The 16,175-nt window shown below is 72.2% G+C and carries 14 protein-coding genes; 8 read left to right on the forward strand and 6 right to left on the reverse strand.

Going from position 1 to position 16,175, the window contains the following annotated elements; genetic code table 11:
• Positions 1–27: 27 nt before the first annotated feature.
• Together ACGF1Z_RS18130 and ACGF1Z_RS18135 are read right to left on the reverse strand one after the other, a co-directional pair.
• Positions 28–216, reverse strand: coding sequence for a DUF397 domain-containing protein (locus ACGF1Z_RS18130; RefSeq protein WP_393004984.1), 189 nt, complete (start codon positions 214–216; stop codon positions 28–30).
• Complete coding sequence (locus ACGF1Z_RS18135) at positions 213–1,076, reverse strand: Scr1 family TA system antitoxin-like transcriptional regulator (RefSeq protein ID WP_393004986.1); 864 nt, start codon at positions 1,074–1,076, stop codon at positions 213–215. The genes ACGF1Z_RS18130 and ACGF1Z_RS18135 overlap by 4 nt, the downstream gene beginning before the upstream one ends.
• Before the next feature lie 140 nt (positions 1,077–1,216).
• On the opposite strand from ACGF1Z_RS18135, the gene ACGF1Z_RS18140 reads away from it, so the two are divergent.
• The 3 genes from ACGF1Z_RS18140 (at position 1,217) to ACGF1Z_RS18150 (ending at position 3,258) form a co-directional block, all read left to right on the forward strand.
• Positions 1,217–1,660, forward strand: coding sequence for an ATP-binding protein (locus tag ACGF1Z_RS18140; protein WP_393004988.1), 444 nt, complete (start codon positions 1,217–1,219; stop codon positions 1,658–1,660).
• Positions 1,661–1,871: 211 nt separating this feature from the next.
• Complete coding sequence (locus ACGF1Z_RS18145; RefSeq protein WP_393004990.1) at positions 1,872–2,642, forward strand: helix-turn-helix domain-containing protein; 771 nt, start codon at positions 1,872–1,874, stop codon at positions 2,640–2,642.
• 10 nt (positions 2,643–2,652) lie between these two features.
• A complete protein-coding gene (locus tag ACGF1Z_RS18150) occupies positions 2,653–3,258 on the forward strand; it encodes a Uma2 family endonuclease (RefSeq protein WP_393004992.1) in 606 nt (201 codons plus the stop codon).
• Positions 3,259–3,263: 5 nt separating this feature from the next.
• Here the strand turns inward: ACGF1Z_RS18150 and ACGF1Z_RS18155 are convergent, their stop codons facing one another.
• Positions 3,264–4,301 carry a helix-turn-helix domain-containing protein gene (locus tag ACGF1Z_RS18155; RefSeq protein WP_393004994.1) on the reverse strand — a complete coding sequence of 346 codons (1,038 nt, stop codon included), beginning with the start codon at positions 4,299–4,301 and terminating at the stop codon, positions 3,264–3,266.
• 118 nt (positions 4,302–4,419) lie between these two features.
• Here ACGF1Z_RS18155 and ACGF1Z_RS18160 point away from each other — a divergent pair, with 118 nt between their 5' ends.
• The 3 genes from ACGF1Z_RS18160 to ACGF1Z_RS18170 all read left to right on the forward strand — a co-directional run bounded on the left by ACGF1Z_RS18160 (position 4,420) and on the right by ACGF1Z_RS18170 (position 8,055).
• Positions 4,420–5,316, forward strand: coding sequence for an alpha/beta hydrolase (locus ACGF1Z_RS18160; protein ID WP_393004996.1), 897 nt, complete (start codon positions 4,420–4,422; stop codon positions 5,314–5,316).
• Between the two features lie 31 nt (positions 5,317–5,347).
• Positions 5,348–6,592 (forward strand): serine hydrolase domain-containing protein, encoded by a 1,245-nt coding sequence (locus ACGF1Z_RS18165; RefSeq protein ID WP_393004998.1) that lies wholly within the window; start codon positions 5,348–5,350, stop codon positions 6,590–6,592.
• Positions 6,593–6,741: 149 nt separating this feature from the next.
• Positions 6,742–8,055: a M28 family metallopeptidase gene (locus ACGF1Z_RS18170; protein ID WP_393005000.1), complete on the forward strand. Its 1,314-nt coding sequence runs from the start codon at positions 6,742–6,744 to the stop codon at positions 8,053–8,055.
• A 96-nt stretch (positions 8,056–8,151) separates the two neighbouring features.
• Here the strand turns inward: ACGF1Z_RS18170 and ACGF1Z_RS18175 are convergent, their stop codons facing one another.
• Both ACGF1Z_RS18175 and ACGF1Z_RS18180 read right to left on the reverse strand, forming a co-directional pair.
• Positions 8,152–9,384, reverse strand: coding sequence for an outer membrane lipoprotein carrier protein LolA (locus ACGF1Z_RS18175; RefSeq protein WP_393005002.1), 1,233 nt, complete (start codon positions 9,382–9,384; stop codon positions 8,152–8,154).
• 297 nt (positions 9,385–9,681) lie between these two features.
• The gene (locus tag ACGF1Z_RS18180) at positions 9,682–10,692 is read right to left on the reverse strand and encodes a polyprenyl synthetase family protein (RefSeq protein ID WP_393005004.1); all 1,011 of its coding nucleotides are present in this window, start codon (positions 10,690–10,692) and stop codon (positions 9,682–9,684) included.
• Between the two features lie 523 nt (positions 10,693–11,215).
• On the opposite strand from ACGF1Z_RS18180, the gene ACGF1Z_RS18185 reads away from it, so the two are divergent.
• Positions 11,216–13,225 (forward strand): CocE/NonD family hydrolase, encoded by a 2,010-nt coding sequence (locus tag ACGF1Z_RS18185; RefSeq protein WP_393005006.1) that lies wholly within the window; start codon positions 11,216–11,218, stop codon positions 13,223–13,225.
• Positions 13,226–13,330: 105 nt separating this feature from the next.
• On the opposite strand, the gene ACGF1Z_RS18190 is transcribed toward ACGF1Z_RS18185, so the two are convergent.
• On the reverse strand, positions 13,331–14,581 hold the full coding sequence (locus ACGF1Z_RS18190; protein ID WP_393005008.1) for an LPXTG cell wall anchor domain-containing protein: 1,251 nt from the start codon (positions 14,579–14,581) through the stop codon (positions 13,331–13,333).
• 322 nt (positions 14,582–14,903) lie between these two features.
• On the opposite strand from ACGF1Z_RS18190, the gene fahA reads away from it, so the two are divergent.
• Positions 14,904–16,136 (forward strand): fumarylacetoacetase, encoded by a 1,233-nt coding sequence (gene fahA / locus ACGF1Z_RS18195; RefSeq protein WP_393005010.1) that lies wholly within the window; start codon positions 14,904–14,906, stop codon positions 16,134–16,136.
• Positions 16,137–16,175: the final 39 nt, after the last annotated feature.

The following is a 16,175-nucleotide window of genomic DNA, read 5'->3' on the forward strand; positions in this document are numbered from 1 at the left end:
CACGCGCGCGCGGTGCGCACGCTGGCGCTATTCGGACGCGGAGCTCACGAACCCGGCCCAGGCGTCAGGGTCGAAGGTCAGGTGCGGGCCGCCCGCGTCCTTGGAGTCACGGACGTGGACGGCGCGGGGGGTGGTGGCGACCTCGACGCAGTCGTTGCCGTTGCCGCTGTCGCTGTAGCTGCTCTTGCGCCATTTCAGTGCGACGTCGTGGTTCATGTCTCTCCCAGCCGTTGCTCGATGAAGTCCCTGGACTCCCCAGGAGTGAGGGCCATGGTCCGGAGGATGCCATAGCGCAGTTCCAGGATCCGGAGCCGCTTGAGATCGGACACCGGGCGACCTCCGTAGTCACCGTCCATACGCCCCACCGCCGTGCCGTCCCCGAACTTCAGGATGGCGATCCGGCCTCCCGTCGCGGGGTGGTCGGCCTGCTCCGTCGGCATCACCTGAATCTCGACGTGAGGCAACTCGGCCACCTCCAGAAGGTGTTCGAGCTGCCGTCGCAGCACCGCCCTCCCTCCGACCGGCCTGCGCAGCGAGACCTCTTCCTGGATGAAGCTGAAATCCGGCGCCGGGTCCCTTTCGAGCACCGCCCGGCGCGCGACACGGGCCGCCAGGAAGCGGTCGAGTTCCTGCTGCGTGTACGCGGGTCGCCATGTGCGCATGAGTGCCCGCGAGAACTCCTCCGTCTGCAGAAGACCGTGGACGTTGAAGTTGGAGTAGAAGCAGAACTCGACCGCGCGCGCCTCCAGCTTCGCGAGGTCACGCACCTGCTTCGGATACCGGACCTCCAACACGTCGTTCTTCATCGCCGCGATGAGGCCGCCGGCGCTCACCGCCCTGTCCACCTTGTCCAGGAACTCGGGTCGGGGGATGCGCGCGCCCCGCTCGACCTTCCGCACCAGGTCCTCGCCGTAGCCCACCGCCGCCCCGAGCTCGGCCGCGCTCAGCCTCTTCGTCTCGCGCCACAGCCTGATCTGGCGCCCTACCGTGGCGACGACCGCCGCCCCCGACTCGTCGCCGGGCTCGACCTCCCAGCCCGCGTCGTCGTTCTCCACGTCCACACCGTCCACGCCCATGCGCGCACCTCCTTGCAGCGGCCCCTACCCGGAGCGTCGCGCGGGACAGTCGGGACACGGCCGGACAGCCTCGGGACAGTCACCGTACGTAAGGGCATGTTCGATGGGCAGCGTAGGCAGGCCTCACCACGCTGAGTGACATGAATCAGGAACCGACCCAACTCCTGGCGTCTCCACGCCAATTCGGAATTCAGCTCTCCGCGACCCCGCGGGGCGCCCGGCTCGCCCGGTTGCTCGCCGTCGCGCAGCTGCACTCATGGGAGCTGGAGGCGGTCTCGGGGCCGGCGGCCCAGATCGTGGCGGAGCTGGCGGCCAACGCCGTGACGCACGGCCGGGTCCCGGGGCGGGACTTCCGCCTCGGGCTCCTCGCCGACGAGGACCGTCTCCGCATCGAGGTCACGGACACCCGGAGTGACCGGCTCCCCGTCGCCTCGGGCGGGTACGGGCTGGTGCTCGTCGAGGCGCTGTCGGGGAACTGGGGCGTCCGGCAGGGCCCCGTCCCCCGCAAGACGGTATGGGCCGAGCTGCCCCTGCCGCGGGCCGCCGCGACGGAGGGATCCGCGATGCGGGCGGCTACGCCGTAAAAGACCAAAGACCAGGGAAAGTACCCCTCCAACCCCTCCAGCCTCCCCGTGACCGATCGTCACCCACTCGGGTGATTGGCCCCAACTGGGCCGGATTTCCTACGGGTTGCCTGGCATATGCTCTTGTCACACCCCAGACATGCGTCGGCCCCCGGCCGGGACTCGCAATCCCGATCGAGGGCCTGACCACCGAGGAAGTTAGGCCTTCCCGATGGCTTCCAAGCACCCTAGCGTGCCCCGGCCCTCCACCGGGCTCGTTCACCGCAACGTCCACCACGGGACGCACTACACGGTCGTGGGCAACCACCTCGCCCAGCACCGAGAGCTCACGCTCGTCGCCCGCGGCCTGGCCCTCCTGCTGCAGTCCCTGCCCGCCGGATCCGCCGTCGGCGTCAAGGCCATCGCCGCCCGGGTTCCGGAGAGCGAGCTGCGCGTCGCCCGCGCCATGCGGGAGCTGGAGGCCCACGGCTATCTGCTCCGCACCAGGGAGCGGCTGCCCGACGGCCGGATCGCACCGCGCACGTTCTCGTACAACCGGCCGGGGGCTGACCCGGCGCCCGCCGGGGCGACACCGGAGCCGACCTCCGGTCGGGAGCCCGACCCGGCGTGCCCCGGGGAGACGCCGGATGCGGATCCCGGCCCGGGGCCCGATCCAGGCCCCGCCGTGGATCTCGTTCCGGATCCGGAACCGGATCCCGAGCAGGACCCCAACCAGGACCCCGAGCCCGATCCGGGAGGGGCGGCGGCCCCACCCCCCGCAAAGCCCCCGAGGGCGTTCCGGCCGCCACCACCGGCACCCCACAGGCCACCCGCGCCCCCGTCACCCGCCCCACCCGCCCCACCCGCCCCGCTCCCGGAGCACCACGGCCCGGCAGCCGCCTCCCGGCCGATCTGCCCCGGCTGCGAACGCCCCTTCCGTTCCGCCGCCCCCGACGCCGGCCACTGCCGCGACTGCCAACCCGTCACGAGAGAGGCCGCCTAGCATGATGGTGATGACTCGGGCACCAGAGCACGGACGAGGAGCCAGCGCCATGAACACCGCCTCCCGCCTCTACCGGACCATGCGCGACGCGCTGGAGAGCCTGGACGACACCGTCCCCGGCAAGTTCGAGATCACCTCAGAAGGAATCGTTCACGACATGATGGCTCCGCGTCGTCCGCATGAGCTCACCGCAGCGCAGGTCAGCCGACGCCTCGAACGGGTCATGCCCGACGACCTTCTCGCCCACACCGGCGAGCCCGACGTGGAGGACGAACCAGGGGGCGTCCTGCGCCGTCCCGATGTGATGGTGATCCCATGGGCGGACATGGAAGGGGACGGCTCCTTCGACCCCCGCACGCTCATCGCCGCCATCGAGATCGCCTCGCGTTCCAACCCGGACAACGACTGGGTCGGCAAGCTGCGGGACTACCCCCTGATCGGCATTCCGGTGTACGCGATCTTCGATCCCCGCAGCGGCACGGGAGCGGTGTTCTCCGACATCCACGCCACCCCCGAGGGCCCGCGCTACGCGGCCCGCAAGGACTTCGTCTACGGCGAGGACGTGACCATCGCCCACTGGACGATTCCCACCGACGGCCTGCCCCGCTACCCCTAGTCCCCTCACCCCTCCAGCAGCCGCCACACCGCCAGCGCCAGCCGTGCCCTCGTCAGGCCTGTCGGGTCCGTGAGGTCGAGGGACAGGGCCTTGCCGAGGTGCTCCAGGCGGCGGGAGACGCTGCTGTGGTGGAGGTGGAGCAGGTCGGCCGCGCGGCGGAGGGAGCCGGTGGCGCAGTAGGCGTCGAGGGTGGCCAGGTCCTCCGGGGTGCCGGCGACGCTCGCGAGGGCCGCCACGTCCGGGTTGGCGCGGGCCACCTCCGGCGGGACCTCCGCGAGGAGGGCCAGGGCGCCCAGGTCGGCGTGGTGGACCACCGGTTCGCGCGGGGTGGTGAAGCGCAGGGCGGTGCGGGCGCGGCGCCAGGAGCGGTCGGGGCGGTCGGCGGCGGCGAGGCCCGCCTGGACTCCGGGCGGGAAGCGGCCCGGGTCCGCCGGTACGGCCGTCAGGAGGACGCCCACGTCGTCGAGCGGCGCCGCTTTGACCAGGCCGGAAGGGGAGACGAGGGTGCCGACGCGGTCGAGCGGGAGCTCGGCGCGAACGGCGACGACGTGGACCGGGCGGACCGGGGCGAAGCCCAGGAGGCGCAGGGCGCGGGCGCGGGCCGCCTCGTCGGTGCCGTCGGCGACGGCGAGTTCGACGAGCGCCGGGTCCGCCATCGTCGTGCGCGCCGGGCCGTAGCGTTCCACGGCCGCCGCCACGGCGAGGGCGAGCCGGTCGAGGAGGATGTCGTCGAGGGCGTTCGGGGGGCCGGGGCGTTCCAGCCAGACCGTGCCGATCTCCTCGTCGTCGAGGGTGACCGGGGTCGTGGTCGAGGCCGGGAGGGGCTGCGTGGTCGCCTCGGTGCCGAGGGGCGAGACACGGACCGCCCGCTCGCTGCTGTGGAGGCGGATTCCGGTGACGCACTCGGCGAGGCCGGCGGAGGCGCGGGCGAGGGCCGGGAGGTCCACGCGGCGGCGCATCAGGGTGTCGTAGAACGCGACGATGCGGATCGCGCCGTCCACGTACGGGTCCAGTCCCGACAGGCGCAGGGCCAGTGCCTCCATGGCAGCAGGATACGGAGGGCGGACGAGTTGGTGGTGCGCCGAACGGCGCGTGCTGTGCCGCCTGTTCGCGACGATCGGCGGATGATCCGTCGCGGGGCCGGACCCGAGTATGGGTGGCATGGATCCCGAACTCGAAGTGTTCGTCCCGCTGTTCCCCCGGGCGGAACTCGGCGACCCGGCCGCCGCCCGTGCGGGGCTCGCCGCGCTGGCCGCCGCGATCCCCTCGCCCGAGACGCCCGGCCTGGAGGTCGAGGACGTCACGGTGCCGGGCGACCCGGACGTGCCGGTGCGCGTCTACCGCCCGCAGGGGGCGTACGGCGCCCTCGTCTGGCTGCACGGCGGCGGGTTCGTCACGGGCGACGTGCGCACCGAGCACCCGTGGGCGACCCGGATCGCCGCCGGCTCGGGAGCGGTCGTCGTCTCGGTCGGGTACCGGCTGGCCCCCGAGGACCCGTTCCCGGCCGCCCTTGACGACGCGTACGCCGTCCTGGAGTGGACCGTCGCGCACGCGGCCGAACTCGGCGTCGATCCCGGGCGGATCGCGGTCGGCGGGCACAGCGCCGGGGGCGGACTCGCGGCCGCGGTAGCCCTGCGGGCGCGGGACGAGCAGGGGCCAGCGATCCGCTTCCAGCTGCTCAACCAGCCGCAGCTGGACGACCGGCAGGAGACCTGGTCGCAGCGGAACTTCACCGACACGCCGTGGATCGACCGCGACAAGGCCGCCGCGTCCTGGCGGCACTACCTCGGCGGGCGGCCCGCCACCCCGTACGCGGCGCCCGCGCGGGCGGAGGACCTGTCCGGGCTGCCGCCCGCGTACGTCGCCACCGCGGAGCTGTGTCCGAACCGGGACGAGGACATCCACTACGCGCTGCGCCTCCTGCGGGCGGGCGTGTCGGTGGAGCTGCACCAGTGGCCCGGCACCTTCCACGGCTCGCAGGCGATCGTCTCCGCCGACGTCTCGCAGCGGCAGAACGCCGAGCTCGGCGCGGTGCTCCGGCGCGCCCTCGCCGGCTGAGGCCTTCCACCACCCACGAGAGGACGAACTCATGAGGATGCGCAGGGCGCTGTGCGGCGGCATGGCCGCGCTGACCATCGGCACCGGCACGGTGACGGCGGCCGCCGCACCCGGCGGGGCCGGTCCGACACCCCCGGCAGGCGGCACGGGCCGCCCCGCGACCCGGCTCGACGGCGCGGGGCTGCAGTCCGCGCTCGACGGTCTCCACGAGGCGGGCATGCCGGGCGTGTTCGCCGTGGTGCGGGACTCCGGGCGGACCTGGCGCGGCGCCGCCGGGGTCGCGGACCTGGCCACGGGGCGGCCGGTCACGCCCGGCCTGCGGCACCGGGTCGGCAGCATCACCAAGACCTTCGTCGCCGTCGCCGTCCTGCAGCAGGTCGAGGCGGGTCGGCTACGCCTGGACGATCCGATCGGTGACCACCTGCCGGATCTCGTGCCGGGAGAGCGTGGCCGCACGGTCACGGTGCGCATGCTGCTCAACCACACCAGCGGCATCGCCGAGTACATCCCCTACGCCTTTCCGTCCATCCAGGGCGGCCCGTCCGGCGTATCCGCGAAGAGCCTGGACGACAACCGCTTCCGGCGCTTCCGCCCGGCCGAGCTGATCACGCTGGGGCTCGCGGCCCCGCCGTCCGGCGTGCCGGGCGCCACCCCGGGGACGTATTCCAACACCAACTACCTCTTGCTGGCCGCGCTGTTGGAGCGGGTGACGGGCACCCCCGCAGTGGACCACATCACCCGGAACGTCATCGAGCCCGCCGGACTGCGGCACACCTCGTTCCCCACCGGGCCGCGCGTCGAGGGCCCGCATTCGAAGATGTACGAGGCGCTGTGGGGCGTGCTCGACCCGCCGCGCGACTACAGCGTCTACGACATGTCGTGGGTGATGGCCGGGGCCGGGCTGGTGTCCACCATGGAGGACCTGAACCGGTTCTACGGGCGCCTTCTCGCGGGCCGGGTCGTGTCCGCGGCGTCGCTGGCGGAGATGCGGCGCACGGTCCCGGTGGTCGCGCTCGACGGGTCGACCATCGAGTACGGCCTCGGGCTGCACCGGGTCGAGATCCCGGGCTGCGGCACCTTCTGGGGGAACGAGGGCACGGTCTGGGGGGCCGGCACGGTCTCGATGACCCGGGAGGACGGCGGGCGCCAGTTCTCCTTCGCGATCAACCTCATGCGCTGGAACGGCCCGGGGCGGCCGCAGCCCCATCCGGTCGACGGCGCGCTGGCGACGCTGAAGGGGCGGGCATTCGGATGTTCGATGAGCGAACACCCGTGACCGGTTTCTGCTCTTGACGGGAAGTCAAACTCTCACTGAACATTCGTCACACACAGCGCAGCCGCACAGCTCCAACGCCTCGCACCACCCACGGTGCGAGGCGCTCGCACGTTCCGTCCCATCCCCAGTTCGGAATCCGGAGCCCCCACATGAAACTCTCCGCGAGACTGTCCGCCATAGCCGGCGCCTCGGTGCTCGTCCTCGGTGCCTTCGCCGGCGCCGTCCCGGCCAACGCCGCGCCGGGCACCGCAGCAGCCGTCACTCCGCCCGACATATCGGTGACCAACGTCAAGCAGCACCTCACCGACCTCCAGTCGATCGCCACCAGCAACGGCGGCAACCGCGCCCACGGCCGTACCGGCTACAAGGCGTCCATCGACTTCGTGAAGGCCAAGCTGGACGCGGCCGGTTACACCACCTCGCTCCAGACGTTCACCTCCAGCGGCGCCACCGGCTACAACCTGATAGCCGACTGGCCGGGCGGCGACCCCAACCAGATCGTGATGGCGGGCTCGCACCTCGACTCGGTCACCGCAGGACCCGGCATCAACGACAACGGCTCCGGATCCGCCGCGATCCTGGAGACCGCGCTCACCGTCTCCCGCACCCAGTTCCAGCCCACGAAGCACCTGCGCTTCGCCTGGTGGGGCGCCGAGGAGCTCGGCCTGGTCGGGTCGAAGTACTACGTCAACAACCTGCCCGCCACCGAGCGTTCGAAGATCAGCGGCTACCTGAACTTCGACATGATCGGCTCGCCGAACCCGGGCTACTTCGTCTACGACGACGACCCGACCATCGAGCAGACCTTCAAGACCTACTTCGCCGGGCTCGGCATCCAGACGGAGATCGAGACCGAGGGCGACGGCCGCTCCGACCACGCCCCCTTCAAGAACGTGGGCGTCCCGGTCGGCGGACTCTTCACCGGCGCCGACTACACCAAGACCTCCGCGCAGGCGCAGAAGTGGGGCGGCACGGCCGGCCAGGCCTTCGACCGCTGCTACCACTCCTCGTGCGACACCACGGCGAACATCAACGACACCGCCCTGGACCGCAACGCCGACGCCATCGCGTACGCGATCTGGAACCTGTCGAGCGGCACCACCACCCCGCCGACCGGCAAGGTCTTCGAGAACACCGCCGACGTGTCCGTCCCGGACAACGGCGCCGCGGTGACCTCCTCGGTGACCGTCTCCGGTGTCACCGGCAACGCCCCGAGCAACCTCTCCGTCGGTGTGAACATCGTCCACACCTACATCGGTGACCTCGTCGTCGACCTCATCGCCCCCGACGGCTCGGTCTACAACCTGCACAACCGCGCCGGCGGCAGCGCCGACAACATCAACCAGACCTACACCGTCAACGCCTCCTCCGAGGTCGCCAACGGCGTCTGGAAGCTCCGTGTCCAGGACAAGGCGTCCATCGACACCGGCTACATCAACAGCTTCAAGCTGACCTTCCCGTAAGGAAAAGGGCGCGTGCCGCACGGCACGCGCCCCCAGAAACGCCCGGGTGGGTCGGTGACCATCGCCCCCGACCCACCCGGGGTCCCAACCGGTCCGTCACTTGCCGGAGTTCGCCGCGTCCACGAGGGTCTGCGGGGTGACCGCGCCGACGTAGACCTTGCCGTCGTCCGTCATCAGGGCGTTGACGATCTTCGTCTTGAAGACGGTGCCCGAGCCGAACTTCCCGCTCACCTTGTCGCCGAGGGCGTCCAGGAAGCCCTGGACCTCCTGCGGCGCCTCCTCGGTCTTCGGGGCCGGGGCGCCGGAGTCCAGCTTGGCGATGGTGGTCCAGCCCTCGCCGATGACGGTGAAGCCGCCGCCCGCCCCGCCGTGGCCGCCCTTCGGGCCCTTCTCCAGGCCGTCCAGGCCGTTCAGGCCGCCGAGACCGCCGAACAGCCCGTCCAGCTCCGCGGGGCCCTTGCCGGCCCCCTTCTCCGCAGCGCCCTCCGTCACCTTGGCGCCCTTCGGGGCCTTGAAGTCGAAGGTGCCGGCGTCCGGCTTGCCGAAGTCGACCTTGGTGAAGCCCGCGTCGACGACCGGCTTGCCGCCGCCGACGGTGGCGAGGGTGAACTTCAGCGGGGTGCCGCTGGCCGCGTCGACCGCGATCTTGACCGACTCGACCGTCGAGCCGGACTGCTTGGGCTTGATCACGAGCTGGTACGCGTCCCGGCCGGCCACCTTGGCCGTGCCGCCGACGGTGATCGAGGTCGTGTCGCCGGCGGCCTTGAGGACCTCGTCCGCGAGCTCCTTCGGCGTGGCCGGCAGCTTCTCCCCCTCGGGCGCCCGGCCCTGGGCGTCCTTCTCGTGGAAGACCTCGTTCGACTTGCTGTCGTAGCCCCAGACGTCGCTGCCGTTGTGGATCAGGCTGTACTCGTCCGAGCCGTCCAGGAGCGTCAGCTTCTGCCGGTCCGGGCCGTCGGCCGCCACCCGGAGGGTGTGCGAGCCGGAGGCGAGCTGGGTCAGCTTCTCCGACGGGTCGGCCGAGGAGGAGTCGCCGCCCGGGGCCGACGGGAGCAGGCCCGCGAAGGACGGCAGGCCCAGGTCGGTGTCGATCTTGAAGGTGCCGGACAGGGTCTGGGTGTCCGACGCGGCGATCTTCTCGATGAGCTGCTGCGCCGTGATCTCCGGCAGATCCGGGTCGCCCGACGCGGCGAGCGCCGGGACCAGCCCGATGGTCGCCGCAGCCGCACCGGCCACCGCGACCGGGACGATGTATCGGCTCGCCTTGCGCTGTCCTGCCATGGTCTGCGTTCCCTCCGTGCCCTCGTGGACCGTGCTTGGTGGTTCCATCTCACCAGGACGGCGGGGCGTATTCGTCAGCCCCCGGGATCAAACCGGCGTACCTCTCGGGGATGACCCGCCCCTAGGGCGCGTAGCCCGGACGGGCCCCCGCCCCCCACATCCTCCCGTGCTCGGATGAGGGCTCACGGGGCGAAGGAGGCGCCGATCGAGCGGTAGAGCCGCTCGTCCGCGTCCGCCTGCCCGCTCAGGGCGCCAACGCCGTCCGCCTGCCCGCCCAGGGCGCGCCAACGCCGTCCGCCTTCGGGCGGCGCGGACTCCTGTCGCCGGACGCGACGGCAGGCCGGCTCAGCCCGCCCGGTGGACCACCGCGTCGCACAGTTCCTGCAGGGCCGACTTCGCGTAGCCGTCGGCGAGCGGGGCGAGCATCGCACGGGCCTCCTCCGCGTAGCGGACCGTCTCCCGGCGGGCCTGCTCCAGGGCGGGGTGGACGCGCAGTCGGCGCAGGGCCTCGGCGTGCCGGGCGTCGTCGGTCAGGTCGCCGTCGACGAGGGCGAGCAGCTCCAGGTCCTCGGGGCGGCCGTGGGCGGTCGCGGCGGCCCGCAGGTAGAGCACGGGCAGGGTGGGGACGCCCTCGCGGAGGTCCGTCCCCGGGGTCTTGCCGGACTCGTGGGAGTCGGAGGCGATGTCGAGGACGTCGTCGGCGAGCTGGAAGGCGACGCCGAGCCGCTCCCCGTACTGGGTGAGGGTGTCGACGACGGACTCGTCGGCGCCGGACATCATGGCGCCGAAGCGGCAGGAGACGGCGACGAGGGAGCCGGTCTTGCCGCCGAGGACGTCGAGGTAGTGGTCGACGGGGTCGCGGCCCTCCTGGGGGCCGGCCGTCTCCAGGATCTGGCCGGTGACGAGCCGTTCGAACGCCTCGGACTGGATGCGTACGGCCTCGGGTCCGAGGTCCGCGAGCGTGTGCGAGGCGCGGGCGAAGAGGAAGTCACCCGTGAGGACGGCGAGCGAGTTGCCCCAGCGGGTGTTCGCGCTGTCGACGCCGCGCCGCACGGCCGCCTCGTCCATGACGTCGTCGTGGTAGAGCGTGGCGAGGTGGGTGAGTTCGACGACGACGGCCGAGGGCACGACGCCCGGCGCGTAGGGGTCGCCGAACTGGGCGGCGAGCATCACCAGCAGCGGACGGAACCGCTTGCCGCCGGCGAGCACGAGGTGCTGGGCGGCCTCCGTGATGAACGGTACGTCGCTCTTGGTGGCGTCGAGGAGACCCGCCTCCACGGCGGCGAGGCCGGTCTGGACATCGGCTTCGAGAGCCTGGTCCCGCACGCTAAGACCGAACGGCCCGACGACGGTCACGAGGGGATCTCCTGTCTGCTGACGCCTGCTGACGCTGTCCGGACCACACGCCGATCACTCGGATTGTCGATGTGTCGGTCCACTCACTCAAGCCAGCGTATCCGGTCACGTTTCGATCACCGTGGGCGCCTTCCCGTCACCCCCGGTATGTTCGTGATCAGCTCATACGACCAGGAGTAGGCGTTTTGTACCGAACAGTGATCGACACCGGAACGAACGGCGAGCGGCCGCCGCCCGAAGTCGACCGGGCCGTCTTCGGCCGGCCGAGGGGGTTGCTCACTCTCCCGGGCCTGGAGGTCCGGCAGCGCTTCCCGGCCTCGGGGCGCGGGCGGCCCCCGTCCTCTCCTTCGCCGACACCGCCGCCCACGGCGGCACGGTCGGGGACCCCGGCACGGCCGCCTCCGTCCCCGCCGCCCACGGCACGCTCGTCCACCCGGTCCCGGTGGCCTGCGGCCGGCTCGCCGTGATCGTCCTGGCGCCCGTGGCCGCGCCGCACCATGCACCCCGTCCACTGAGGTGACCGATGCACCCGAAGCCGAAGATCCGCACCGAGTTCCCGTACGAGACCCGTCACGAGGACGTCCGCATCCCGATGCCGGACGGGACGCGGCTCTACGCCCGGATCTGGCGCCCGCTCACCGACGAGCCCGTCCCCGCCCTCCTGGAGTACCTGCCCCACCGGCTGACCGACTGGACGGCGCCCCGCGACTGGCAGCGCCACCCCTGGTACGCGGGCCACGGCTACGCCTCCGTACGCGTCGACGTCCGCGGCCACGGCAACAGCGAGGGCCTGCCCGGCGACGAGTACGACGCCACCGAGCTCGCCGACGGCGTGGCCGTCGTGCACTGGCTCGCCGAGCAGCCCTGGTGCACCGGCAGGGTCGGCATGTTCGGCATCTCCTGGGGCGGCGCGAACTCCCTCCAGATCGCCGCGCTCGCCCCCGAACCGCTGAAGGCCGTCGTCACCGTCTGCGCCACGGACGACCGCTACGACAACGACGTGCACTACATGGGCGGCTCCGTGCTCGCCGTCGACACGCACGCCTGGGCCGCGACCATGCTCGCCTTCGTCTGCCGCCCGCCCGACCCCCGGTACGCGGGCGAGGAGTGGCGGGCGCTGTGGCTGCGGCGGCTGGAGGCGGTGGAACCGTTCGTCCACACCTGGCTGGCCCACCAGACCCGCGACGCGTACTGGCGGCACGGCAGCGTCCGCGAGGACTACGGGGCCGTCCGTGCCGCCGTGCTCGCCGTGGGCGGCTGGCACGACCCGTACCGGGACACCGTGCTCCGGCTCGCCGAGCACCTCCCCCAGGACCGGATCCGCGGCATCATCGGCCCCTGGGCGCACCAGTACCCGGACCGCGGACTGCCGCCGGGCCCCGCGATCGGCTTCCTCCAGGAGACCCTGCGCTGGTGGGACCACCACCTCAAGGGCCACGAGAACGACGTGATGGCCGAGCCGCTGCTGCGCTCCTGGATCAGCGAGTCGCACCCGCCGGCCACGGTGTACACGGAGCTGCCGGGCCGCTGGGTCGCCGACCCCGCCTGGCCCTCGCCGTACGTCACCCCCGTCACGTACGCCTTCCAGGGCGTCCCGGTCGTCGTCGACTCGCCCCAGCAGACCGGCCTCGGCGCGGGCCGCTTCCTCCCCTGCGGCAACGACGCCGACCTGCCGCCCGACCAGCGCGACGAGGACGCCCACTCGGCCTGCTTCGACTTCCCGGTCCCCGAGGACGGGGAGCCGATCGAGATCCTGGGCAGGCCCTCCGTCGGCCTCCACCTCATGACGCCCGCGCCCACCGGCCAGGTGATCGCCCGGCTCTGCGACGTCGCCCCGGACGGCTCCTCGACCCTGGTCACCCGGGGCGTGCTGAACCTCTCCGCCCGCTACGGGCGCGACCGGGCGGTCGAGGCGCAGGTCGGCGAGTGGGAGACGTACGACCTCGAACTGAACGGCATCGGCCACGCCTTCCCGCCCGGCCACCGGGTCCGGCTCGCCGTCTCCTCCGCGTACTGGCCCTGGATCTGGCCCCAGCCCGACGCGGCCGGCTTCACCCTGGACCCGGCCGGCTCCTCCCTGACCCTCCCGGTCCGCGCCCGCACCACCGACGCCGTCGAGTTCGAGGAACCGGAGCAGTCCACACCGCTGGGCGTCAGCCACCCCGGCACCCTGGAGGAGCCCCGGCCGGAGCGGATCGTGGCCCGGGACGTCGCGAAGGGCGAGTGGAAGCTGGAGGTCGATCCCCGCCACGGCGGCACCCGGGTCCATCCGGACGGGCTGGAGGTCACCGAGGACGCCCTGGAGACCTACACGATCACCGAGCCCGACCCGCTCTCCGCGCGCACCCGCTCGGACTGGTCGATCCGGCTGCACCGCCCGGAAATCGCCTGGGACGTCACCATCACCACCCGCTCGGAGATCTCGTGCGACGCGGACGCGTTTCTCACGTCGGACGAAGTCGTCTGCAAGGAGGGCGGGGAGGTCGTTTTCCACCGCACCTGGGAGAAACGCATTCCGCGGACGGCGGGGTGAATTCCGGGTGAGCGTGCGACCGCAACCGGTCGACGAAAGGGCCCGCATTCCGTCACGGAATGCGGGCCCTTCAGTGCGTTGCGTCACCGGCACCGGGGCGCGCGGTTACGCGTCCGCGCCGGCCTTGCGGCGGCGGACGACGACCATCGCGCCGGCGCCCAGGGCCACGGCCGCGGCGCCCGCGAGGGCGATCGGCATCGTGGAGGAGCCGGCACCGGTCTTGGCGAGCGTGCCGCCGGTGGAGCCGGAGGTGCCGTCGGTCACCGGGGTGTTCGACTGACCGCCCTGCTGGGTGGTGTTGCCGTTGCCGCCGGTGGAACCGGTGCCGGGCTTGGAGGGCTTGGCCGCCTTGACGATGCCGAACTCCGCGTAGGAGCCCTCCTCGGCCCAGCCGCAGGAGCCGTCCTTGTTGACGTAGGCGCCGCCGGCGACCACGACGCCGTCACCGGCGGGGGCCTTGGCGTCGACCGCGACCTTCAGCTTGAAGTCGAAGGACTTGCCCGGCTTGAGGGCGGAGAGGCTGGAGAAGCCCTCCTCCTGGTCGACCGCCTGCCACTTCGGGCTGGTCGCGGAGGACCAGGTGAGGTGCAGGTACTTGTCGAGGTCGTCGCTCATGTTGAAGGCCTCGGCGTAGCCGCCGATCTCGTCGAGCTCGACCTTGCCCTTGTTGGTGACGCGGAAGGTGAAGACGCCGCTGGCACCGGCGGTGATCTTCTTCGGGCCGGTCACGGAGGTGACGAGGTTCTCGTCGACCTCGCACTCCTCGCCCGGCTCCTCCTCCAGCGCGTCGGCGAGCGCCTTCTTGGCGGCGTCGAGTTCCTTGTCGGCCTTCTTCTTGGCCTCCTGGGCCTTCGCGATCTCCCGGGCGGCGGCGACGCGCGCGTCGTCCAGGGCGTCGACGGCCTTGGCCGAGTCGGTGGCCTTGGCCTCCGCGGTGGCCTTGGCGGTGGCCGCCTCGGTCTCGGCGGTGGTGACGGCCTGCTGGGCGGCGGTCTTCTGCTCCTCCGTGGCGTCGGCGGGCAGCTCGGCCAGGGCCTTCTTGGCGGCGTCCAGCTTCGCGTCGGCGGCCTTCTGCGCGTCGGCGGCGGCTGCCGCGGCCTTCTTCGCGTCGGCGGCGGCGGCGAACAGCGGGTGGTCGGCCTTGTCGAGGGCCTCCAGGGCGTCCTTGGCCTTCTGCTCCGCGAGGACCGAGGCGTCGTAGGCGGCCTGCGCCTTGGCGACGGCGAGGCGGAGCGCCTCGATGTCCGTCTTCTGGTCCTGCGTCTGGGCGGTGCCCGGCTTCGTGTCGGCGAAAGCGGGCACGGCGGACAGGAGCACGACCGGAGTGGTCACGGCGGCGGCCACTGCGGTCGCCACAATGCGGCGAATCTTCAAGATGGACCCTTTCTGGGTCGGACGAAGATGAAAGGAAACAGAGTTGTGGGGTCGCGCCTGCGGATACCTCACGCGGTGCGACATCGCACTGATCGTATGACCGGAATAAGGCGCGGGAATAGCCGGATTAGCGAGCCCGCGGCAAGCGCTTTGTCGACACAGGCGCCCCACAGCTGTCACAAAGCCCACGAAGGTGGACAGTTGCCCACGGAGGCCGCACTTTCTGTGTGACACATGTCATCCGCCGCTCGACGCCCGCCCCGTAACGTGTCCCCCACACACCTGGAAAGCGAGGCAAGCACCGATGCCCGAGCAGAGCCCGCTCGACCTGGCCGAGGGCGACCCCTTCGGCCCGCACAACCTCCCGTACGGCGTCTTCTCCACCGCCGACGAGCCCCACCGGCGTCGGCTCGGCGTCCGGATCGGCGGGCACGTGCTCGACGCGGGAGCCGCGGCGCACGCGCTCGGTTCGCCGTACGCCGCGCTGCTCGCGCAGCCCAGCCTGAACCCGCTGCTCGCGGCCGGCCGCACCGCCTGGCGCGACGTGCGCCGCGCCCTGACCGGCTGGCTGACGGTGCCCGCGCACCGCCCGGTCGTGGAGCCGCTGCTGCACCCGCTGGACGCGGTCACCCTGCAACTGCCGTACGAGGTCGCCGACTACGTCGACTTCTACGCGAGCGAGCACCACGCCACCAACGTCGGGCACATCTTCCGCCCGGACGGCGAGCCGCTCACCCCGAACTGGAAGCACCTGCCCATCGGCTACCACGGGCGTTCGGGCACCGTCGTGGTCTCCGGCACGGACGTGATCCGTCCGGCCGGCCAGCGCAAGACCCCCACCGACGCGGCACCGGTCTTCGGGCCCTCGGTCAAGCTGGACATCGAGGCGGAGGTCGGCTTCCTGGTCGGCACCCCGTCCACGCTGGGCACCCCGGTCCCGCTCGCCGACTTCCGCGAGCACGTCTTCGGTCTGACGCTGCTCAACGACTGGTCGGCCCGGGACATCCAGGCCTGGGAGTACGTGCCGCTCGGCCCCTTCCTCGGCAAGTCCTTCCAGACCTCCGTCTCCGCCTGGGTGACCCCCCTGGAGGCGCTGGACGCGGCCCGGGTCGCCCCGCCCGCGCGGGACTTCCCGCTGCTTCCGTACCTGGACGACGCCGGCGAGGAGGAGCCCGGCGGCTTCGACCTGCGGATCACCGTCACCATCAACGGCGAGGTGGTGGCCGAGCCGCCGTTCTCCACCATGTACTGGACGGCCGCCCAGCAGCTCGCCCACATGACCGTCAACGGCGCCTCGCTGCGCACCGGTGACCTGTACGGCTCCGGCACGGTCTCCGGGCCCGAGGTCGGTCAGCGCGGCTCGCTGCTCGAACTCACCTGGAACGGGCGCGACGCGCTGGAGCTCACCGGCGGCAAGCGCACGTTCCTGGAGGACGGCGACGAGGTCACGCTCACCGCCTGGGCCCCGGGCCCGGACGGCGTCCGGGTCGCCCTGGGCGAGGTCACCGGCCGGATCGCGCCGAACAGCGCCGCCTGAGCCGCCCCGGCCGGCCCCGGAGCCGTCCTCGGCCCCGGA

The sequence above is a fragment of the Streptomyces sp. NPDC048018 genome, from assembly GCF_043202995.1.
In the GTDB taxonomy this organism is placed as follows: Bacteria; Actinomycetota; Actinomycetes; order Streptomycetales; family Streptomycetaceae; genus Streptomyces.